Source organism: Paeniglutamicibacter sp. NPDC091659 (assembly GCF_044756805.1).
Classification (GTDB): Bacteria; Actinomycetota; Actinomycetes; order Actinomycetales; family Micrococcaceae; genus Paeniglutamicibacter.
The window spans coordinates 145,663-166,431 of the sequence record NZ_JBIVTO010000002.1 but is presented as its reverse complement, the minus strand read 5'-3'; the positions used below and the strand labels follow the sequence as shown (position 1 = coordinate 166,431).

The 20,769-nt window shown below is 65.3% G+C and carries 20 protein-coding genes; 8 read left to right on the top strand and 12 right to left on the bottom strand.

From position 1 onward, the window contains the following. Window positions 1–44 precede the first annotated feature (44 nt). Window positions 45–1,223 carry an alpha/beta hydrolase gene (locus ACIQLF_RS05635; RefSeq protein WP_400295433.1) on the top strand — a complete coding sequence of 393 codons (1,179 nt, stop codon included), beginning with the start codon at window positions 45–47 and terminating at the stop codon, window positions 1,221–1,223. 12 nt (window positions 1,224–1,235) lie between these two features. Here the strand turns inward: ACIQLF_RS05635 and ACIQLF_RS05630 are convergent, their stop codons facing one another. The 3 genes from ACIQLF_RS05630 to leuA all read right to left on the bottom strand — a co-directional run bounded on the left by ACIQLF_RS05630 (window position 1,236) and on the right by leuA (window position 4,621). Continuing rightward, the gene (locus tag ACIQLF_RS05630; protein ID WP_400295430.1) at window positions 1,236–2,048 is read right to left on the bottom strand and encodes an isoprenyl transferase; all 813 of its coding nucleotides are present in this window, start codon (window positions 2,046–2,048) and stop codon (window positions 1,236–1,238) included. After that, window positions 2,045–2,797, bottom strand: a complete 753-nt coding sequence (gene recO / locus ACIQLF_RS05625; protein WP_400295427.1) for a DNA repair protein RecO — start codon at window positions 2,795–2,797, stop codon at window positions 2,045–2,047. Before recO ends, ACIQLF_RS05630 begins: the two co-directional genes overlap by 4 nt. A gap of 84 nt (window positions 2,798–2,881) precedes the next feature. Beyond that, entirely contained in the window at window positions 2,882–4,621 is a 1,740-nt protein-coding gene (gene leuA / locus ACIQLF_RS05620; protein ID WP_400295425.1) for a 2-isopropylmalate synthase, read from the bottom strand. 298 nt (window positions 4,622–4,919) lie between these two features. On the opposite strand from leuA, the gene ACIQLF_RS05615 reads away from it, so the two are divergent. After that, window positions 4,920–5,303: a hypothetical protein gene (locus ACIQLF_RS05615; RefSeq protein ID WP_400295422.1), complete on the top strand. Its 384-nt coding sequence runs from the start codon at window positions 4,920–4,922 to the stop codon at window positions 5,301–5,303. 100 nt (window positions 5,304–5,403) lie between these two features. Here ACIQLF_RS05615 and era read toward each other — a convergent pair whose 3' ends face one another. From era to ACIQLF_RS05595, 4 genes are read right to left on the bottom strand one after another with little or no spacing between them, the layout of a single operon-like run. Then, the gene (era, locus tag ACIQLF_RS05610) at window positions 5,404–6,375 is read right to left on the bottom strand and encodes a GTPase Era (RefSeq protein WP_400295419.1); all 972 of its coding nucleotides are present in this window, start codon (window positions 6,373–6,375) and stop codon (window positions 5,404–5,406) included. After that, window positions 6,372–7,682 carry a hemolysin family protein gene (locus ACIQLF_RS05605; protein WP_400295416.1) on the bottom strand — a complete coding sequence of 437 codons (1,311 nt, stop codon included), beginning with the start codon at window positions 7,680–7,682 and terminating at the stop codon, window positions 6,372–6,374. Before ACIQLF_RS05605 ends, era begins: the two co-directional genes overlap by 4 nt. Continuing rightward, entirely contained in the window at window positions 7,682–8,155 is a 474-nt protein-coding gene (gene ybeY / locus ACIQLF_RS05600; protein ID WP_400295413.1) for an rRNA maturation RNase YbeY, read from the bottom strand. Before ybeY ends, ACIQLF_RS05605 begins: the two co-directional genes overlap by 1 nt. Continuing rightward, on the bottom strand, window positions 8,152–9,264 hold the full coding sequence (locus ACIQLF_RS05595; RefSeq protein ID WP_400295410.1) for a PhoH family protein: 1,113 nt from the start codon (window positions 9,262–9,264) through the stop codon (window positions 8,152–8,154). Before ACIQLF_RS05595 ends, ybeY begins: the two co-directional genes overlap by 4 nt. A gap of 308 nt (window positions 9,265–9,572) precedes the next feature. Here ACIQLF_RS05595 and ACIQLF_RS05590 point away from each other — a divergent pair, with 308 nt between their 5' ends. Then, entirely contained in the window at window positions 9,573–10,520 is a 948-nt protein-coding gene (locus ACIQLF_RS05590; protein ID WP_400295408.1) for a GerMN domain-containing protein, read from the top strand. Window positions 10,521–10,661: 141 nt separating this feature from the next. On the opposite strand, the gene ACIQLF_RS05585 is transcribed toward ACIQLF_RS05590, so the two are convergent. The 3 genes from ACIQLF_RS05585 to hrcA are packed head-to-tail and all read right to left on the bottom strand — an operon-like array spanning window position 10,662 to window position 13,656. Next, window positions 10,662–11,465, bottom strand: a complete 804-nt coding sequence (locus tag ACIQLF_RS05585; protein WP_400295405.1) for a 16S rRNA (uracil(1498)-N(3))-methyltransferase — start codon at window positions 11,463–11,465, stop codon at window positions 10,662–10,664. Further along, entirely contained in the window at window positions 11,462–12,592 is a 1,131-nt protein-coding gene (dnaJ, locus tag ACIQLF_RS05580) for a molecular chaperone DnaJ (RefSeq protein ID WP_400295402.1), read from the bottom strand. Before dnaJ ends, ACIQLF_RS05585 begins: the two co-directional genes overlap by 4 nt. 50 nt (window positions 12,593–12,642) lie before the next feature. Continuing rightward, window positions 12,643–13,656, bottom strand: a complete 1,014-nt coding sequence (hrcA, locus tag ACIQLF_RS05575; protein WP_400295400.1) for a heat-inducible transcriptional repressor HrcA — start codon at window positions 13,654–13,656, stop codon at window positions 12,643–12,645. Between the two features lie 214 nt (window positions 13,657–13,870). Between hrcA and ACIQLF_RS05570 the strand changes: the two genes are divergently transcribed. Then, window positions 13,871–14,734, top strand: a complete 864-nt coding sequence (locus tag ACIQLF_RS05570; protein WP_400295397.1) for a DUF3097 domain-containing protein — start codon at window positions 13,871–13,873, stop codon at window positions 14,732–14,734. A gap of 231 nt (window positions 14,735–14,965) precedes the next feature. Next, window positions 14,966–15,382, top strand: a complete 417-nt coding sequence (locus ACIQLF_RS05565) for a DUF4870 domain-containing protein (RefSeq protein ID WP_400295394.1) — start codon at window positions 14,966–14,968, stop codon at window positions 15,380–15,382. A 321-nt stretch (window positions 15,383–15,703) separates the two neighbouring features. Here the strand turns inward: ACIQLF_RS05565 and hemW are convergent, their stop codons facing one another. Both hemW and lepA read right to left on the bottom strand, forming a co-directional pair. Further along, complete coding sequence (gene hemW / locus ACIQLF_RS05560) at window positions 15,704–16,933, bottom strand: radical SAM family heme chaperone HemW (RefSeq protein WP_400295391.1); 1,230 nt, start codon at window positions 16,931–16,933, stop codon at window positions 15,704–15,706. 2 nt (window positions 16,934–16,935) lie between these two features. After that, complete coding sequence (gene lepA, locus ACIQLF_RS05555) at window positions 16,936–18,780, bottom strand: translation elongation factor 4 (RefSeq protein WP_400295388.1); 1,845 nt, start codon at window positions 18,778–18,780, stop codon at window positions 16,936–16,938. A gap of 130 nt (window positions 18,781–18,910) precedes the next feature. On the opposite strand from lepA, the gene ACIQLF_RS05550 reads away from it, so the two are divergent. The 3 genes from ACIQLF_RS05550 to ACIQLF_RS05540 all read left to right on the top strand — a co-directional run bounded on the left by ACIQLF_RS05550 (window position 18,911) and on the right by ACIQLF_RS05540 (window position 20,582). Further along, window positions 18,911–19,534: a type II toxin-antitoxin system PemK/MazF family toxin gene (locus ACIQLF_RS05550; RefSeq protein WP_400295385.1), complete on the top strand. Its 624-nt coding sequence runs from the start codon at window positions 18,911–18,913 to the stop codon at window positions 19,532–19,534. A 278-nt stretch (window positions 19,535–19,812) separates the two neighbouring features. Then, the gene (gene rpsT / locus ACIQLF_RS05545) at window positions 19,813–20,073 is read left to right on the top strand and encodes a 30S ribosomal protein S20 (RefSeq protein ID WP_209997031.1); all 261 of its coding nucleotides are present in this window, start codon (window positions 19,813–19,815) and stop codon (window positions 20,071–20,073) included. Window positions 20,074–20,255: 182 nt separating this feature from the next. After that, complete coding sequence (locus ACIQLF_RS05540; protein ID WP_400295382.1) at window positions 20,256–20,582, top strand: GYD domain-containing protein; 327 nt, start codon at window positions 20,256–20,258, stop codon at window positions 20,580–20,582. The last annotated feature ends 187 nt before the right edge of the window (window positions 20,583–20,769 follow it).

Genomic DNA, 20,769 nt, shown 5'->3' with positions numbered 1-20,769 from the left:
TTTGCGCTCCATCCAAACAACTTCAACCCGGTTATGCTCATCACATGTCGCATGCGTCTTCACAAACCTCGAGGTTCCCCACAGTGCCGGACTACGACCCGACCGCCACTTGGCCCGACTACTGCGAAACGACGCTTCCCGGCCAGTGGCTCCCCGATATCCTGGGCGCCGGCTTTTCCTACACGACACTGCCCATGGGAACCGACGAAGAGGGCGAACTCTGCGCCACGCTCATTCGCTACCAGCCCCATGAGCACCCCCGGCACCTGACCGAGCCAACCGGATGGCTGAGCAGGATCACCGCCCAGTTCGCTCCGCTTCGCGAAGACATCGGTCGCTTCCTCGCCGGCAGCAGGGCCCCGAAGGCCAAGCCCAACGGCTTTGTCCTCGCCATCCACGGGTGGAGCGACTACTTCTACAACACGGAGCATGCCGGCTACTGGGCCTCGCGCGGATACTCCTTCTACGCCCTGGACCTGCGTCGGTACGGCCGCAGCATGCGGGCCCACCACCAAAACCCGGGGTTCACCAACAACCTCGAGGAATACGATGCGGACCTTGCGGCGGCGCTTGCCGCCATCCGCGAACTGGAAGGCCAAGACCTGCCCGGCATCTGTGTCGCGCACTCCACCGGAGGCCTCATTGCCAGCCTGTGGGCCAACCGCAACCCGGACGCGTTCTCCGCGCTGATCCTCAACAGCCCGTGGCTGGAAACTCAGGGCAGCTACCTGGTGCGGTACGCAACCCAGGGCGTCTTCGAACCGATCGCCAGGGTCAGGCCGCGCGCGAAGCTGCACCTGCCCGAGTTCGACCACTATTGGCGGTCACTCAGCCGGCTGTCCCACGGTTTCTGGGACCTGCACCCGGTGTGGAGGCCGCCGGTTTCCTTCCCTGCCACGGCCGGGTGGATCACCGCGATCCTGGCAGGGCACAGGGAGGTCGCCCGGGGGCTCGACGTGAGGATCCCGATCCTGGTGCTGACCTCGCGTTCAACCCACCTCGGCACAAGCTTCGATGAGTCGATGCTGCACACCGACTCGGTCATCGAGGTGCAGGTGGTGCGCGAACGCAGCCTGGGCCTGGGATCGGAGGTCACGAATGTCATCATCGACGGTTCGATGCACGACGTGTTCACTTCCCTGCCGGCTCCGCGCGCGGCCGCCTACGCGGCAATCGACCGTTGGGCCGCGGGGTACCTGCCGAAACGAACGACCGCCGGATAGCTTCGCGCGGGTCTAGGCCCCTGCCGCGGGCTTGTCCACGGCTCCCCCGTAGCGGCGGTCGCGGCTTGCATATTCCTGCACGGCCGACCACAGCGTCGAACGGTTCACATCCGGCCAGAGCTCGTCGATGAAGACCATTTCCGCGTACGCGGACTGCCACAGCATGAAGTTCGACGTGCGCTGTTCCCCGCTCGTGCGCAGGAACAGGTCCACGTCCGGCAGCTCCGGTTCGTCCAGGTACCTGGCAACCGTCTTTTCGCTGACCTGGGACGGCTTCATGCGTCCGGCCTGGACCTCCGTGGCGATGGCCTGCACGGCGTCGGCGATCTCGGCCCGGCCTCCGTAGTTCACGCACATGGTCAGCTGGCAGGTTTCGTTGCCGGCCGTGTGCTCCTCGGCGGCCTTGAGCTCGTTGACCACTGACTTCCAGAGCCGGGGTTCGCGCCCGGCCCAGCGGATCTTCACGCCCCACTCGTTCAGGGTATTGCGCTGTCGGCGCAGCACGTCGCGGGAGAATCCCATGAGGAAGCGCACCTCCTCTGGGCTGCGCTTCCAGTTTTCGGTGGAGAACGCGTAGACGGAAACGTACTTGATGCCCATCTCGACGGCGCCCGCCATCACGTCCAGCAGCGCGGCCTCCCCGGCGCGGTGCCCCTCGGTGCGCGGCAGCCCGCGCTGGTTGGCCCAGCGGCCGTTGCCGTCCATTACGATCGCAACGTGCTGCGGCACGAACTCGGCGGGGATCTGCGGCATGGTGAAACCCGCCGGGTGCGGTGCCGGGTGGCTGCGTCCGGGGTTCCCGGTGATCTTGGTGGGCTTCTTCATCTTCTCTCCACGAGTTTGAGGGATTTGACTAGGCGTTCAAGGTGCCACTGCAGGTAACTGCCCACGATGTTGGCGGCCTGGGTGCGTGAGGCGATCTCGCTTGCATCCACTGTCTCCCAGTCCCCTGCCAGCAGCGCCGCCAGCAATTCGACGGTCTGCGGCGAGGGGGAAAGCGATCCGGCGGGGCGGCAATCGTGGCAGACCACTCCGCCCAGCGGGATGTTGATGGCCTGGTGCGGTCCGACGGCACCGCAGCGGACGCAGTGCGTGAAGCTCGGGGCCCAGCCTGCGGTGGCCAGGGCCCGCAGCAGGTAGGAGTCGAGCACGGTGCCGGGCTCGTGGCCGCCGCGGGCCAGCGCCGCGATGGCGCCGTGCAGCAGCCTGTACTGCGGGGCAATGGATTCGGCCTCGGAGTCTGTGAGCCGTTCGGCCGTCTCCACCATGGCGTGGGCGGCGGTGTAGGCGGCGTAGTCGGCAACCAGCGCCTGGCCGTAGGGGTTGCGCAGCTGCGCCTGGATGATGGTGTGCAGCGACTTGCCCTCGACGATCTGGGCGTCGACCTCCATGAAGGGCTCCAGCGTCGCGCCCATCTTGGAGCTGGTGCGGCGCACGCCCTTGGCGGCGGCACGGATCACGCCGCGCTCGGGGCTCAGCAGCGTGATGATGCGGTCCGCCTCCCCCAATTTCTGGGTGCGCAGGATGATCCCGCGCGTGCGGTAGCTCTTTGCTGCAAAACCTGTACGTGACACGCTACCCATCATCTCAAACAAAACAGTGGGTCCGGTGCATCAACCCGATGCACCGGACCCACGGCCGTCTCACCCCGAAGGGACCTACTTGGTGTCGCGCACCGCGCGGTTCACCGCGGAGACCACTGCCTTCAGCGAGGACATGGTGGTGTTTGTGTCGACGCCGACGCCCCAGAGCACGCGTTCACCGACGGCGCATTCGACGTAGGCAGCTGCAGCGGCGTTGCCGCCCTCGGAGAGTGCGTGCTCGGTGAAGTCCAGCACGCGCACGTCCACGCCCTCGGCGGAGAGGATGTTCACCAGCGCGTTGATCGGGCCGTTTCCGCTGGCCGACCGACGGTGCGGGGTGCCGTCGATGACCAGCGTGGTGGTCAGCTCGAAGGTGCCGTCCTCCGCGGTGTCGGCGGTGGCGGAGCCCAGTTTGAAGCGGCCCCACGGCTCGTGGTCCGAGCCCTCGGTGACCGGCAGGTATTCGTCCTGGAAGACGTTCCAGATCGCGGCCGAGGAGATTTCCCCGCCCTCGCCGTCGGTCTTGCGCTGGATGACGCCGGAGAATTCGATCTGTGCTCGGCGCGGCAGGTCCAGCGAGTGCTCGCTCTTGAGCAGGTAGGCGACGCCGCCCTTGCCGGACTGGGAGTTCACGCGGATGACGGCCTCGTAGGAGCGGCCGATGTCCTTCGGGTCGACCGGCAGGTACGGAACGGCCCACTCGATCTCGTCGATGGTCTTGCCGGCCGCCTTGGCGTCGGCCTCCATGGACTCGAAGCCCTTCTTGATGGCGTCCTGGTGGGAGCCGGAGAAGGCGGTGAAGACCAGGTCTCCGCCGTACGGGGAGCGTTCCGGGACCGGAAGCTGGTTGCAGTACTCGACGGTGCGGCGGATCTCGTCCATGTCGGAGAAGTCGATCTGCGGGTCGATGCCCTGGCCGAACAGGTTCATGCCCAGCGTGACCAGGTCGACGTTGCCGGTGCGTTCGCCGTTGCCGAAGAGGCAGCCCTCGATGCGGTCGGCGCCGGCCAGGTAGCCGAGCTCGGCCGCCGCGACGCCGGTGCCGCGGTCGTTGTGCGGGTGCAGGGAGAGCACGATCGAGTCGCGGTTCGCCAGGTTGCGGTGCATCCACTCGATCGAGTCGGCGTAGACGTTCGGCGTTGCCATTTCGACGGTCGCCGGCAGGTTCAGGATCATCTTGTTTTCGGGGCTGGCTTCGAGGACCTCGGCCACGGCGTCGGAGATGCGCTTGGCGAACTCCAGCTCGGTCCCGGTGAAGGACTCCGGGGAGTATTCGTAGGTGATCTTGGTGCCGACCAGCTGCTCCTCGTACTTCTTGCACAGGCGCGCACCGGTCAGCGCGATGTCCATGATGCCGTCCTGGTCCTGGTTGAAGACCACGCGGCGCTGCAGCACGGAAGTGGAGTTGTAGAGGTGCACGATGGCCTGCTTGGCGCCCTCGAGTGCCTCGTAGGTGCGCTCGATAAGGTGTTCGCGGGCCTGGGTGAGCACCTGGATGGTGACGTCGTCAGGGATGCCGCGTTCGATCAGCTGGCGCACGAAGTCGAAGTCGGTCTGCGAGGCGGACGGGAAGCCGACCTCGATTTCCTTGAAGCCCATCTTGACGAGCAGGTCGAACATCTTGTGCTTGCGCTCGGGGCTCATCGGATCGATCAGCGCCTGGTTTCCGTCACGGAGGTCGACCGCGCACCAGCGCGGGGCCTGGGTGATGTACTTGTCCGGCCAAGTGCGGTCCGGCAGGGAGATGTTGATCTGGTCCTGGAACGGCACGTACTTGTGGATCGGCATTCCGGAGGACTTTTGCATGTTCTGCATTTCAGTGGGCCTTTTCTAAGTGGTGTGAGAAAGGGGGCCGGGACGGTGGTTGACTCCGCAGCGAGGGGTCGGCCTAAGGACGCTTAGAGTCCTGTCTGGGTCTCGCCGCGGCGGCTTAGTAGTAGTAGTCCGAAATGCATTTGTTTAACATAGCACCGCGCCCGCGCCTGATGTGATTTGTTGAACAATTGTGTCACATGGCGGACAGGCGCCCGGATCGCATGCGGCCCGCTGTTTATGCCCAGTACCAAGTCAACTGGCTTTCAGCATGCCGGGGCGGCTCCGCTACGATCGACCCATGACAGAAAAATCGCCGGCCCGGATCGGGCTTTCCCTTCCAACCACGGACTGGCTTCTCATCGACGGGGCCTTGGGCAACCTGGGTGCCCTATCCCTCGGGGATCCCGCGCTGGTCCAATGGTGCGGCACGATCCGTGAAGCCGGGTGGGGCGAGAATCTGGACCGGTCCGCCGATCTTGAGGGGCCCGAGGAGCAGATCCCGGCGATACGGCTTCCCCGTGAAACGTGGTCGTTCATCATCGATGCCCTCGGGGACGTGGAAGCCGATCGCATGTTGGCCAACGACGGTTCCCTGTCGGCGGAGGAAATGGACCTCCATGCGAGGATCGCCGCAAGATCGGAAGCGATTGCCGCGGAGATCCGCAAGCGGATCGGCCAGTGAGCCGCGCATAGGGGCGGGCGCCGTCGGGCGGCCCGAACGCAGAACGATCCCGGGCAAACGGCGCCCGGGATCGTTCTGAATTGCATGGTGGAGCCGGAAACTAGAAGCCGAGCTTTCCCAGCTGCTTGGGATCGCGCTGCCATTCCTTGGCGATCTTCACGTGCAGGTCAAGGTAGACCTTGGTGCCCAGGAGCGCCTCGATGCCCTTGCGCGAACGGGTGCCGACATCGCGCAGGCGCGCGCCGCCCTTGCCGATGACGATGGCCTTCTGGCTGGAACGCTCCACGTAGAGGTTCACGCGCACGTCCAGCAGCGGGCTGTCCTCCGGGCGTCCCTCGCGCTGGACCATTTCCTCGACGACGACCGCAAGCGAGTGCGGAAGCTCGTCGCGCACGCCCTCCAGGGCGGCCTCGCGGATCAGCTCGGCGACCATCTTGGCCTCCGGCTCGTCGGTCAGCTCGCCGTCCGGGTACAGCGGCGGGGAAAGCGGCATCTGCGCGGCGAGCACGTCGGCGACCTCCTTGACCTGGAAGTCCTTGGTGGCGGAGACCGGAACGACGGCGGCCCAGCCGCCCTCCCCCAGGGTGTCCACGCCCAGCTGCGCCACGGCCATCAGCTGCTGCATGAGCGCGGCCTTGTCCACGGTGTCGGCCTTGGTGACGATCGCGACGATCGGCTTCTTCTGCAGCTGCGCCAGCTGGGTGGCGATGAAGCGGTCGCCCGGGCCGATCTTCTCGTTGGCCGGCAGGCAGAAGCCGATGGCGTCGACCTCGGAGAGGGTGTCCGCGACCAGGTCGTTCAGGCGCTGGCCCAGCAGGGTGCGCGGGCGGTGCAGGCCCGGGGTGTCCACGAGGATCAGCTGCGCGTCCTCGCGGTGCACGATGCCGCGGATGGTGTGGCGGGTGGTTTGCGGCTTCGAGGAGGTGATGGCCACCTTCTGGCCCACCAGCGCGTTGGTCAGCGTGGACTTGCCGGCGTTCGGGCGGCCCACGAAGGAGGTGAAGCCGGAACGGAAGTCCTTCGGCCAGCCGCCATCGGGCATCATTGCGGGGGTTTTGGTGTTCCGGCTCATGCTTGCTCCTTGTGATGCGGTGCATCGTTCACGGCGGGTTGTTCGCCGGTTGTCGTTTGTACTTCCACTTTGCGCACCAGGATCTTCCCGATGCGGTTGCGCCGCCCGCTGAGCGAGACGACCTTCAGTTCTATGCCGTGGACCGCGGCGTGCGAGCCGAGGACCGGGACGCTGCCCAGCTCCTTGGCCAGCAGCCCGCCGACGGAGTCGACCTCGTCCTCGTCGATGTCGATGTCGAAAAGCTCGCCGAGTTCGTCGATGGAGGTGCGGGCGGTGACGGTGTAGCTACCGTCGCCCTGGTCCTCGATCTCGTTGCGCTGCCTGTCGTACTCATCATCGATCTCCCCGACGATTTCCTCAATGAGGTCCTCGAGGGTGACCAGCCCGGCGGTTCCGCCGTACTCGTCGATGACGATGGCCATGTGGGTCGATTCGCGCTGCAGCTCCGGCAGCAGCTCGCCGACCAGCTTGGATTCGGGCACGTAGCGGGTGGGTCGTGCCAGCTCCTCGACCAGCGCCCGGGATCCGGGCTCCTTGTGCAGCTTGTAGGCCACGTCCTTGAGGTAGACGATGCCGAAGATGTCGTCGGCGTCCTCCCCGATCACCGGCACGCGCGAGCAGCCGGAGTTCAGGAACAGTTCCATGGCCGCGTTGAGGTCCCGGCCCCTGGGGATGGTGACCATGTCCGTGCGCGGCACCATGACCGAGCGCACGTAGGTGTCCTCCAGGTCCATGACGGAGTTGATGATCTCCGCCGCCTCGTCCTCCAGGCCGTCGCCCTCCGAGGCCCGGTCGACCAGGTCGCGCAGGCGCTCCTTGGAGAGGAAGCCCTCGTCCTCCGCGACGGCGCGCGGGGAAATGGCCTGGCCGATGCCGACGAGCCAGGACGGGACAGGGCCCAGCACCAGGCGCAGGAAGCGGATCAGCGGCGCGGTGCGGCGCACCACCGCATCGGCGTGGGTGCGGCCGTAGCGGCGCGGCGAGACACCGACCAGCACAAAGCTGACGGCGGCCATGGTGACGGTGGCCAGCAGGCCGGCCAGCCAGACGTTGCCGAGCCTGTCGTGGTAGAGGATGCCGACCGCCACGGCGGAGGCGGTCTCGAACCAGATCCGCCAGAAACGCACGGCGTGCGTGTGGCTGGTCGTGTCGTCGAGGATGCGGCTCAGGTGGCCGGCCGCGGATTCGTTGCGCAGCACCTCCGCCTGCTGCCTGGATAGGTACAGGTAGGCGGATTCGGCCGCGGTGAGGATTGCTGCACAGATGATGAACACCAGTGCACAGAGCGCGAGAACAATCGCGGTCACTAGTTCATCGTCTCCCGCGGAGCCGGGCGGCCCAGGAATCCTTCAAGCAGCTGGCGCTGCAGGGTGAACATGATGTCCTTTTCCTCGGGCTCGGCGTGGTCGAAGCCCAGCAGGTGCAGCATGCCGTGCGTGGTCAGCAGCAGGATCTCGTCCTCGACGCTGTGCCCGCCGGCGGCGGCCTGGGTGGTGGCGACCTGCGGGCAGATCACGATGTCGCCGAGCATGCCGGCCTCGGTGGGGGATCCGGGGCGGCCCGGGCGCAGCTCGTCCATCGGGAAGCTCATCACGTCCGTGGGCCCGTCGATGTCCATCCATTCGACGTGCAGCGCGCTCATGGGTTCCTCGTCCATCAGGATGATCGAGACCTCGGTTTCCGGGTGCACGTGCAGCTCGGAGAGGATGTGGCGTCCCAACGCGCTGATGCGTTCGAGATCGGCTGCGATCTCGGACTCGTTGTTGACCTCTACGCTCATGATGCGTTCTCCTGGTTGTCGGGACCGTGTCCCTGTGGTTTTCCGTGCTGCTTGTGTGCTGCGTGGCCCGCTCCGGGGGCCGCGGCCGCCCGGCGCCGCGCGCGGGCGGCCGAGCGGTTGAAGTTGGGGTCCTGGCGGGCCGTCCAGCGCTCGTAGGCGCCGACGATGGCCCCGACCAGCCGGTGGCGCACCACGTCGCTGGCGTCCAGTTCGCAGAATGCGATGTCGTCGACGCCCTCGAGGATCTCGGTGACCACGCGCAGCCCGGACTTGGTCCCGCCGGGCAGGTCGACCTGGGTGATGTCGCCGGTGACCACGATCTTGGAGCCGAAGCCCAACCGGGTGAGGAACATCTTCATCTGTTCGGGCGTGGTGTTCTGCGCCTCGTCGAGGATGATGAAAGCGTCGTTGAGCGTGCGTCCGCGCATGTAGGCCAGCGGTGCGACCTCGATGGTGCCGGCGGCCAGCAGGCGCGGGATCGAATCCGGCTCCAGCATGTCATGCAGGGCGTCGTAGAGCGGGCGCAGGTACGGGTCGATCTTGTCGGTCAGGGTGCCGGGCAGGAAGCCGAGCTTCTCCCCGGCCTCCACGGCGGGGCGGGTCAGGATGATCCGGCTGACCTCCTTGGCCTGCAGCGCCGCGACGGCCTTGGCCATCGCCAGGTAGGTCTTGCCGGTGCCCGCGGGACCTATGCCGAAGATCACGGTGTTCTCGTCGATGGCGTCGACGTAGGACTTCTGGTTCACCGTCTTGGGCCGGATGGCCTTGCCTCGGCCGGAGAGGATCTTCAGCCCGAGCACGGACTGGGCGTCGCCGGCTCCGGAGCCCTCGAGCATGCGCACCAGTTGTTCGATGGTCTGCGCGGAAATCCGGGTGCCGTTGGCCGCGAGCGTGCGGGCCTCGGTGATCACCCGCAGGGCACGGTGTGCGGCGCCCGGTTCGCCGGTGACCCGCAGGTCGTTGCCGCGGGCGTGCAGGTCAACGCCCGGGTAGGCACCGCCGATGACGCGCAAGAGTTCATCATGTGCACCCAGGGTGGCGACCATCTGGTCGGAACTGTCGAAACTGACCAGCGCATCGGTTTCCCGTGGCTGCCCTGATTGGCTCATCTCTGGATCCATACGACTGTTGCCGCCTCCGCAATCTGTGTGGGCAACTAAGGCCTGCGGTCCTTCCGCGGCCAATGGTCCCTGCACCTCGTCCATCTTATCCTGCCCTTGTGGCACCGGCCATTGGCGCGCTGCAGGCCCGTCTGCCCGCCCGGGAACATATCAATCAGGCAACAGTCCCCGCAAAACCCGGATCGAAACCCCCTCTGACCGGTTTTTTGTGCAAGGCTGGGGAAGTTCATCGTCTCCCCCGATGCTGCTCCACCCATGTTTTCAGTTCCCTTTCTCCCAGAGAGCCACTATTTCCGATGTCCCGTTCCCGTCGCACCGCCCATTCCCGCATTGCGGCCTTGGCGCTCATGGCGTTGCTTGGAACCACGGCCTCCTGCGGCCTGGGGACCGGCGCCGAACAGTTCTCGATGCCCGCATCGAACACCGACACCCATTCGGTTGCCCCGTTGTCGGCTGTCGGCATGGAAGCGTTGAGCACCGACCGGAGCATGCCCGTCTACTGGCTCTCGGAATCGGACGGCACGGTGCGTCTCTACCGGGAATTCGTGCAGATCCCCGGGGCCGGCGATCCGATCGCCGCAGCGGTGCGCTACATGCTGTCCTCGAAGCCGCGTGACACCGACTACTTCAACCTGTGGCGTCCGAGCACCTCGATCGGGGCCTCGGTGAGCCCGCAGAACCTGATCACCATCGACCTGGGCAAAAAGGCGTTCGGTGCATCGCTGGATCGCGGCCTCGCGGAACGGTCGATCGCGCAATTGGTGTACACGGCCACTGCCGCCGCGGCCAACGCCGGCATCCTCTCCGACGGCATCGAGCCAAGCGTGCGGATCCAGGTCGACGGATCGAGCGACTTCCTGGCCTTCGGCCAGATTCCTCTGGACCAGACCTTCACCCGCGACGCCACGCTTGCGGCGCCGCTGTGGGTCATCGACCCGCAGGCCGGCAGTTCCGTGCCCGCCGGCAGCGTGAACTTCCGCGGCCTGAGCGCGAGTTTCTCCGGCGGGGAGTTCTGGGAGATCCGGCGGAAGAAGGCCACGAACCCGCTGGGCATCAAGAGCGAGTCGACCGAGCCCGTCGCCTCCGGCCAGCTGCCCGCGGGCAGCGAATCCCGGGACACCAACGAGTTTTCCTTCAGCCACGAGCTGGGGGCCGGCGAGTACACATTCACGGCATGGGGCGTCGATGCGACCACGGACAAGCGGATCGCCCTCGAATCCAAGGACTTCACGGTGACGGAGTAGCCGCACCGCCCGCCAAACACGGCCCGACGCACCGCTGCCAACGCAAGGATCCCTGTGTTGTTCCCCCTTCCCGATGGACCGGGAGGAACAGCACAGGGATCCTTGTGCCTGTGGCCGTGCAGCTTCAAGACTTCTTACGGGTCAGAGCTGTCCGAGCAGGTGCCTGACGAGCACCAGGGCCGCGGGCCCGGCGGTCGAGGCGCGCAGCACGTGCCGGCCCAGCAGGGCCACATTGGCGCCGGCGGCCAGGAACTGGTCGATCTCGTTGTCGGAAATCCCGCCCTCGGGTCCCACGACCAAGTGGACTTCCGCGCGCGGGTTCTCCCCGGAGGCCAGTGCCACGGCGTGCTCGGCGGCCCAGGCGCCGACGACGTCGGCCACCGAGTTGGCCCCGCGTTCGTGAAGCACCAGCACCAGCACCGGTCTCCCTGCGTCCGCCGCGTCCGCCATGGACTTGGCCAGCGCCGGGGTGGAAACCATCGGCAGGACCTCCGGCAGGAACGTGCGCCTGGATTGCTTCAGCGCGCTGAGCACCGTCGCCTCCCACTTGCCCAGGGCCTTGGCGGCCTTGGCCTCGTTCCAGCGCACGATGGCGCGTTCGGACTGCCAGGGGCGCACCGCGTCGATGCCGAGTTCCACCGCGGACTCGACGGCCTGCAGGTCGCGGTCGCCCTTGGCCAGCGCCTGCACCAGGGTGATGCGGACCGGCAGGACCGCCTCGTGCTCGACGGAGGCAACCGTGGCACGCAGCGTGGCCTTGTCGGTGTCCAGCACCTCGACGCTTGCGCGCACACCGGTGCCGTCGACCAGGTCGATCATCTCCCCGCTGCGCACGCGCTTCACGTTCACCGCGTGGTGGGCCTCGGGCCCCTCAAGGGTGAGGACGGTTCCCACGGCGGGGTCGCCGAGGGAACCGCGCTCCATGAAGAAGCACTGGTTGCTCATGAGCCCAGGTTGCCGAGCTTGCCGCGCAGGCGGGAGAACATACCGCCGCTGTTTTCCATGCGCCCCTCGGCGAATTCCTCGCCGCGCAGCTTGGCCAGCTGCTCGAGCAGCTCGCGCTGCGCCGCGTCGACCTTGGTCGGGGTCTCGACGTGCAGGTGCACGATGATGTCGCCGCGCTTGCCGCCGCGCAGGCGCGGAACGCCGTAGCCGGCCAGGCGGACGGTGTCGCCGGACTGGGCGCCGGATTCGACCTCGATGACCTGGGTGCCGTCGAAGGTCTCCAGCTTCAGGTCCGCGCCGAGCGCGGCCGCGGTCATCGGGACGTTCATGCGTGCGTGCAGGTCGACGCCCTCGCGTTCGAAGACCTTGTGGCGGCGCACCTCGATCTCCACGTACAGGTCGCCGTTGGGGCCGCCGCCGGGGCCCGCCTCGCCCTGGCCGGCCAGGTGGATGCGGGTGCCGCTGGCAACGCCGGCGGGGACCTTGAGCTGCTTGGAGATGCGTTCGCGGATGCGGCCCTGGCCGCTGCAGTCGATGCACGGGTCGGGGATGGTGGTGCCGAAGCCGCGGCAGGCCGCACAGGTCTCGACGGTCATCATCTGGCCCAGGAAGGAACGGACCGGACGCTGGACCTGGCCGGCGCCGTGGCAGATGCTGCAGGTGACGGGCGAGGTGCCCTTGCGGCAGCAGGTGCCCTCGCAGGTGGGGCAGGTGACGGCGGTTTCCATCTCCAGCGGGTACACCGTGCCGGCCACCGCATCGGCAAGGTCGATGGTCGCGGTGATCAGTGCGTCGCGTCCGCGCTGCGTGCGCGAGGCCGGGCCCTGGGCCTGGCCGCCGCCGAAGAACTGCTCGAAGATGTCCCCGAAGCCGCCGCCGAAGCCGCCGCCTCCGCCGAAACCGGTCTGGCCCGTGCCGTTCTCGTTGCCCGTGGCGTCGTAGTTCGCGCGCTTGTCCGCGTCGGCGAGCACCTCATAGGCGTGGGTCACCTGCTTGAACTGCTCGGAGGCGTCCTCCCCCGGGTTCACATCGGGGTGCAGCTTGCGGGCCAATTTTCGGTAGGCCTTCTTGATCTCTTCGCCCGTGGCGTCCTTGCTGACGCCCAGAACTTCGTAGTGAGTGCTCACAGTGCTCGCTGTGTCCTTTCGTACTTCAAAAATTGACAATGGCCGAAGCGTTAGCCGGCCAGGATCCGGGAAAGATATCTGGCGACGGCGCGCACGGCGGCCATCGAGGTGGGGTAGTTCATGCGCGTCGGGCCCAACACGCCGATCATCGACTGTTCGCCCGGCCCGTAACCCGTGGCGACCACCGAGGCCTCGGTCAGCGCGCCGTACTGGTTTTCGGTGCCGATACCCACCGCGATCCCGTGGGCGTCCTGCTCGAGTTCGGAGAACAGCCGCAGCAGGACCACCTGTTCCTCGAGCGCCTCAAGGACCGGGGTGATGCTCAACGGGAAGTCGCGGTTTGCGCGGGCCAGGTTGGCGGTGCCGGCCATGACCATGCGGTCCACGGTGTTGTTGCGCGCCAGGGCAGCCAACGACTCCGCGACGGCCCGTGCCGCATGCAGCAACCGTGGTTCGACCAAATCGGTGGGGCCCCCGCAGAGTTTCGAGACATCGGCGATGGGGCGGTTGTCCAACACGGCGAGGAACACCGCGCGCAGGCGCTGGAGGTCTTCCTCGCTGGTGTCCGGGGGCAAGAGTATGACCCGTTGCTCGACCTTGCCGCTGGAGGCAATCAGGACAACGAGTGTCTGCCCGGCGCCAAGGCCCACCAGCTCGATGTGGCGGACCGTGGCGTTCGAGTAATGCGGCACCTGGATGAGCGCCACCTGCTGCGTGATGCTGGCCAGCAGGCGGACGGTGTTTTCGAGGACCTCGTTGAGGTCGTGCGACCCTTCGATCAGTGCGGCTATGGCACGTCGTTCGGCCGGCGAGAGCGGCTTGATGTCGCCGATTTGGTCCACGAAGTGGCGGTAGCCCTTTTCGGTGGGAATCCGCCCGGAGGAAGTGTGCGGGGCGACGATGAAGCCCTCTTCCTCAAGCGATGCCATGTCGTTGCGGATGGTCGCGGCCGAGACCCCGAGGTTGTGACGCTCCAGCAGGGCCCGCGAACCCACCGGTTCACGTGACTTCACATAGTCTTCAACGATGGCTCGGAGGACCTCAAGCCTGCGCGGTTCGGTCATTCTTACCCTCCTGACTACCAGATTGATACGGTCGACGACGCATCGGGGCGCCGGGACCCGTGAAGTTGCGGCATTTAGCACTCGACATGTCCAAGTGCTAAGTCTAATACGTCCGGCTGGGTTGTTAGCATGGTTTGTTCAAACACGGTGATGCCGCGTTCACCACACGTCTCACCGCCGCGGCACGCGACCATCGGCACCGGAAAGTGAAACCATGACCAATTACACCTGGGGCGCCCAAGACATGAGCGCCCCCGTACGACGACAGCTCCGCAAGGTTCCACTGCGCCTGGGCCTGCTCCTCGAGGACGTCGAAAGCGGGTGGGTGGGAGAAGTCGTCCGCATGGAAAAATCCGGCGGCATGCGCGTCATGGCCCTGGAGGACCGTGCGGGCCGGACGAAGTCTTTCCGCACGGGCTTCGGCTTCCTGCTCGAAGGGGAACCCGTGGAAATCACCGAACCGGTCGCCGCGCCGCCGGCCAACCAGGGCACCGCGCGCAGCGCATCGGGTTCGCGCATGGTCACCGACCTGCGGGCCCGCACCGCCCGGGCAAGCCGCATTTGGGTCGAAGGCAAGCACGACGCCCAGCTGGTCGAAAAAGTCTGGGGCCATGACCTGCGGGTGGAGGGCATCGTCGTGGAGCCGCTGCATGGTGTCGATGACTTGGCTGCCGCCATCCGCGACTTCTCACCCGGCCCGCAGCGCAAGCTCGGAATCCTCGTCGACCACCTGGTGTCCGGCACCAAGGAGGCGAAGATCGCCGCCGAGGCAATGCGCGTGCCAGGTGCCGCGGGCAACGTGCTGATTGTCGGCCACCCGTATGTCGACGTGTGGCAAGCCGTCCGCCCCACGGTGCTGGGCATCAGGGCATGGCCTGTGGTGCCGCGCGGAACCGACTGGAAAACCGGCATCCTCAAGGGCCTGGGCTGGCCGCACCAGGAACAGGTCGACGTGGCGCAGGGGTGGGAACGCATCCTGGGGCAGGTGCGAAGCTACGCCGATCTGGAACCATCGCTTTTGGGCCGCGTTGAAGAGGTCATCGACTTCCTTACGGCAGGCGACCACGGACCCGAGTAGTTGTCGCCACACGCGCGACGCGCCCGGCCGGAATAATGTCCGGACCGTGAGAATGCTCACCCTGCCCGCCGATCGTGCCACGTGGACAGCCTGAAGATGTCCATGCTGCATGAAAAACCTTTCACCTTTCGGCCGGGACGCGCCCAAAGCCACGGTTCGATGCATTGGAGCCGTTGGATTGGCGATAAACTGTCCATCGATTCACCAACAGCAACGAAGAGGACACCAGCAGTGGTCAATGAGGCACGACAGCCATCCGGCGCAGGCGACGGCCAGCCGGACCGATTCGAAGGTTCTTCGGACGCCCCGCTGCCACTGACACCCACCGAAGACCGCCAGTGGGCAACCATCGCCCACTTCGGCGCGATCCTTGGGTGCGTTCCCTCGGCCATCATCTACTACGTGTACCGCTCGCGCGGGCCGTTCACGGCGCAGGAATCCAAGGAAGCACTCAACTTCACATTCCCGCTCACGGTCATTGCCGTGGTGCTGAACCTGCTCTCGCTGATTCCCGTCGTCGGGTGGGTCTTCGCGGTTCTCGTGGTCGCAATCTGGATCTTCCTCACCGTCAGCGGCGTCAAGGCGGGCATCAACGCGAACAAGTCCCGCCCCTACCGCTACCCGCTCAACCTTCGGCTGTTCAAGTAGCAAAGAGCCTGCCGGAAACCCAGGGCATTGCCGAAAGGCAGTGCCCTTTTCCGTTGCCAGCTACCGGGCCGACTTGGATGCGGGCCGCACCGAACGCGAATCCGCGGCCGGCGCCGAAGACGCCGACGGGGGGGGACCTGCAGGCCGTGGACAACCGCTGTCGACGCTTGGTCCACGTGGCTCGACGCTTCGCCCCGGATTGAACAAGCGGGTCGGCCAGGCCGCCTTTTCCAAATGACAAAGGTGGGTGGTGGGTTGGAAATTCATCCAACCCGCCACCCACCTTTGTGGGTTCCACCCGCTTTCGCTGCGCGGCGGTTCCTAGAAATCCAGCAGCCTGCGCAACACGGCATCGGCCAACAACCGACCCTGCAGCGTCAGAACGACCTTTTTGGCGAATGCCGCCTCCGGGACCACCAAGCCGTCGGCAATCAAGCCGGCAATTGCCTGCCGGCCCTCGGGATTCAGCTCGGCGGTGTCCATGCCGTCGACGATGCGGGTCAACAGCATGGCCCGTTCCAGGTAGCGTGCGTCCTCGTCCGGGGTTTCACGCCCCGCGGCGGGCGAGGTGCCCGCGTCGATGCGCTGCTGGTACGCGGCCGGGTGCTTGACGTTCCACCAACGCAGCCCGCCCACGTGGGAGTGCGCCCCGGGGCCCGCGCCCCACCAGTCGCCACCCCGCCAGTAGGCAAGGTTGTGCAGGCAGCGGCTGCTTTCGTCCTTCGACCAGTTGCTGACCTCGTACCAGTTGTAACCGGCAGCGGCGAAAAGCTCGTCGGCGATCAGGTACTTGTCGGCGTGGTCGTCATCGTCGATGTTCGCTACCTCGCCGCGGCGGATCTGCCCGGCAAGCCGGGTGCCCTCCTCGATGATCAGCGCGTAGGCGGAGATGTGGTCGGGGTCGTAGCTGAGCGCGGTGTTGACGCTGGTGCGCCAATCCTCGATCGACTCCCCCGGCGTGCCGTAGATCAAGTCGACACTCACCTGCAGGCCCGCAGCCTTCGCCCATTGCACGGCAAGGCCGACCCGCTCGGGGTTGTGCGTGCGGTCAAGGGTTTTCAGGACGTGCGGGACAGCGGACTGCATGCCGATCGACACGCGGGTGAATCCGCCGTCGGCCAGCAGCTGCAGGGACTCGGGCGTCACCGAATCCGGGTTCGCCTCGGTGGTGATTTCCGCGTCGGGAGCAAGGTCCCATTGGGTGCGGATCTCACGCAGCACGCGGACCAGGTCCTCGGCGGGCAGCAACGTGGGCGTTCCGCCGCCGAAGAAGACGGTGGACACGCTGCGCCGCGGCACGCCGGATTCCTCCAGGACCTTGGCGCCGAAGGCGATCTCCGAGGAGACGGCCTCGGCGTAGGTGTCCTGGCTGGAACCCGAGCCGAGCTCGTGGGCCGTGTACGTGTTGAAGTCGCAGTATCCGCAGCGCACGGCGCAGAACGGAATGTGGACGTAGACCGAAAAGGTCCGGTCCACGGCACCATCGGCGCAGATTGCCGGAAGCAACCCGTCCGATGGTGCCGGATCCCCGAGGGGCAAAGCACCTGGCATTGTTACTTCTTCTTGGGCTCGTCGGACGAAAGGGCAACGATGAAGGCTTCCTGGGGAACCTCCACGCGGCCAACCATCTTCATCCGCTTCTTGCCGGCCTTCTGCTTTTCCAGCAGCTTGCGCTTACGGGAAATGTCGCCGCCGTAGCACTTGGCCAGGACGTCCTTGCGGATGGCGCGGATGCTTTCGCGGGCAATGATGCGTGAACCGATGGCTGCCTGGATGGGCACCTCGAACTGCTGGCGGGGAATCAGCTCGCGCAGCTTCGAGGTCATCATGGTTCCGTACGCGTAGGCCTTGTCACGGTGGGTAACCGCACTGAACGCATCGACCTGTTCACCCTGGAGCAGGATGTCGACCTTGACCAGATCCGAGATCTGTTCGCCGTCGGCCTTCCAGTCCAGCGAGGCGTAGCCGCGGGTCTTGGACTTCAGCACGTCGAAGAAGTCGAAGACGATCTCTGCCAGCGGAAGCCAGTAACGGATCTCCACGCGTTCCTCGGAGAGGTAGTCCATGCCGCGCATGACGCCTCGGCGTGACTGGCATAGTTCCATGATGGCGCCGACAAATTCGTGCGGTGCCAAAATGGTTGCAGCAACCATTGGCTCGTGGACCTCGAGGATCTTCCCGTCGGGGAATTCGCTCGGATTGGTCACTGTACGCAGCTTCTTGTCATCGGTCATGACCTCGTACACCACGTTCGGTGCGGTCGAGATCAAGTCGAGGTTGAACTCCGCCTCGAGGCGTTCGCGGGTGATTTCCAGGTGCAAAAGCCCCAGGAAACCAACGCGGAAGCCGAAGCCCAGTGCCACGGAGGTCTCCGGGACGTACGTCAGGGCTGCATCGTTGAGCTGTAGCTTGTCCAGCGCATCGCGCAGGGCCGGGTAATCCGAACCATCGATCGGGTACAGGCCCGAGAACACCATCGGCTTCGGGTCCTGGTAACCGCCCAGAGACTTCTCCGCCGGCTTGGCGAAGTTGGTGACCGTGTCACCGACCTTTGACTGGCGCACGTCCTTCACGCCGGTGATCAGGTAGCCGACCTCGCCGACACCAAGGCCCTTGGAGGGAACCGGTTCCGGTGAGGAAACGCCGATTTCCAGCAGGTCATAGGTGGTGCCGGTCGACATCATCTGGACCTTTTCGCGCGGCGAGATCTTGCCGTCAACCACGCGCACGTAGGTGACAACACCACGGTAGGTGTCGTAGACGGAGTCGAAGATCATGGCGCGTGCCGGGGCATTCGGGTCGCCGACCGGTGCCGGCAGGTCGCGAACAACCTTGTCCAGCAGGGCTTCGACGCCCATGCCGGTCTTACCCGAAACCTGGAGGATGTCCTCCGGGTCGCAGCCAATGAGTTTGGAGATTTCGGCAGCGTACTTTTCGGGCTGTGCCGAGGGAAGGTCGATCTTGTTCAGCACGGGAATGATCGTCATGTCATTCTCCATGGCCAGGTACAGGTTCGCCAGCGTCTGGGCTTCGATGCCCTGCGCAGCGTCAACCAGGAGGATGGCACCTTCGCAGGCCGCCAAGGAGCGCGATACTTCATAGGTGAAGTCGACGTGCCCCGGGGTGTCGATCATGTTCAGCGCGTAGGACTGACCATCGACCTCCCATGGCATGCGTACGGCCTGTGACTTGATGGTGATGCCGCGTTCGCGTTCAATGTCCATCCGGTCCAGGTACTGGGCCTTCATATCGCGTGAGGAGACGACTCCGGTGAGCTGCAACATGCGGTCGGCCAGGGTCGACTTGCCGTGGTCGATGTGGGCGATGATGCAGAAGTTTCTGATGATCGCCGGATCTGTCGCGGCAGGCACCGGTGCGGTGCGGGCCATGGGTGACACGTAAGGGACCTCGCTAATAAGGAGTGGAAAAGTAAGTTGGCAGCGAATTGCTTCGCAATGGCCATTCTCCCATGCCGCGACGCCGGTGTCGCACAATCGGTCGAGGTGTTGCTCCTGATAGTTTGGCCAGATGAAGTTCAACACCAACAAATTCTTCGGGTTTCTCGGTCGGGTCCTCGAAGGCTTCCTGAAATCCCAGAACGACACGAATGCAAAAGCGGGCGCCAAGCGCGCCCCGGCTCCTTCCCGGAATGCGGGAACCGCAACAAAGCCGGGAGCCAAGTCCCGGCCGTCGGCCCCGGCAGGTCCGCGCAGCGCATCCAAGCCGGTACGCACCGATTCGCCAACGGCCCTCGGGTGGGAAAACGGCGACTACCCGGGCGACTTCCATGGTGCGGTGAAGTCTGTTTACAGCCCCGAGCCAGACGGGCAGCCGGATCCCGGGGAAATCGTGTGGGCCTGGGTTCCGTATGAAGAGGACTACAGCCAGGGCAAGGACCGCCCGGTTCTCTTGGTCGGAAACGACGGCAAGTACCTGCTGGCCCTCATGCTGACCTCCAAGGACCACAACAACCCGGGACGCTCCGACAGGGACTATGTCGACGTCGGATCCGGCCCCTGGGACAAGCAGGGGCGGCCCAGCGAAGTCAAGGTCGACCGACTGATCCGCCTCCTGCCTTCCGGCATCAGGCGCGAGGGCGCCGTGTTGAACAAGCAGCTTTTCTCGCGTGTCGCGGACCGGCTCGGTTCCTAAATCGGCGGGCATCTTGTCCTGATTTTCCGGCCTGAAGAGCTGCTTCGCAGCTCATTGCAGGTCGGCACAGGCAGAGAAACTTGACCCGCATCACGTCGGGGATGCCGCGAATGAATCGTGAGTTCGATATGAACCTGATACTATTACTTCTTGTGTGTCCGCGCAGGTCGACGGGCACTTCTCCCGGGTCGCCATAGGTATCCCCACGCCGCTCAGTCAATGGCCCGGAAGATATCCCTCACCGACCATATAAGCGATGAGCAAGAGAGTTTAAAACAGTGGCAAATATCAAGTCCCAGAAGAAGCGCATTCTCACCAACGAGAAGGCACGCCAGCGTAACGCTGCAATCAAGTCCGAGCTCAAGACCGCAATCCGCGCAGTAAACACTGCCGTTGTGTCCGAGGACAAGGAAGCAGCCTCTACCGCACTGGTAACCGCTGGCCGCAAGATTGACAAGGCCGTCACCAAGGGTGTGCTGCACAAGAACAACGCAGCAAACCACAAGTCGGCCATCTCCAAGAAGGTTAACGCCCTCTAAGGATTGCTTCACTGCGCTGCTAGGCCCTCCACCCAATTGGGTGGAGGGCCTAGCAGTTTAACCGCCCATCTGGCTTCCGGGGGCGAGTTCCGGAATTCAAGCTGGGCTCATTGCTGATCTTGGTAGCGGTCTGCCATTCTTTGTGCATCCACACTTCCGAGACTGTACGAAAGGAAGAGACGATGCCGCTCTATCTGTCGAAGTTCAGCTACACACCGGAAACCTGGGCAAGGCTAACCAACAACCCCGAGGACCGAGGAAAGGCTGCCCAGGCTTATATCGAATCGGTCGGAGGGAAACTCCATGGATTCTGGTATGCCTTCGGCACCCACGACGGCTACAACCTTTGGGAGGCTCCCGACAACGTGTCCATGGCTGCGGTTGCCTTGGCGATCAGCGGAGGCGGAGCACTGAGCTCGTTTGAAACGACAGTGCTCTTGAGCATTGACGAAACTATGCAAGCCCTGCGCAAGGCCGAACAGATCAAGTACCGGCCTCCCGGCACCTGAATTTTCCGGCGTACCTGCACCGCAGACAAGCCACTTTTTGCCACATTGCTGCAATGGCCACCACGATCCATATCCTGGGGAGCGGAAGTTCAGGGTGGCCCTTCAAAAAATCCGCTATTCGAAGCCGTCTGCCGAGGCAGCGCTTGGAGATACCTGGCTCGCGGGAAGCTTCGTTGGCAACTTGTTG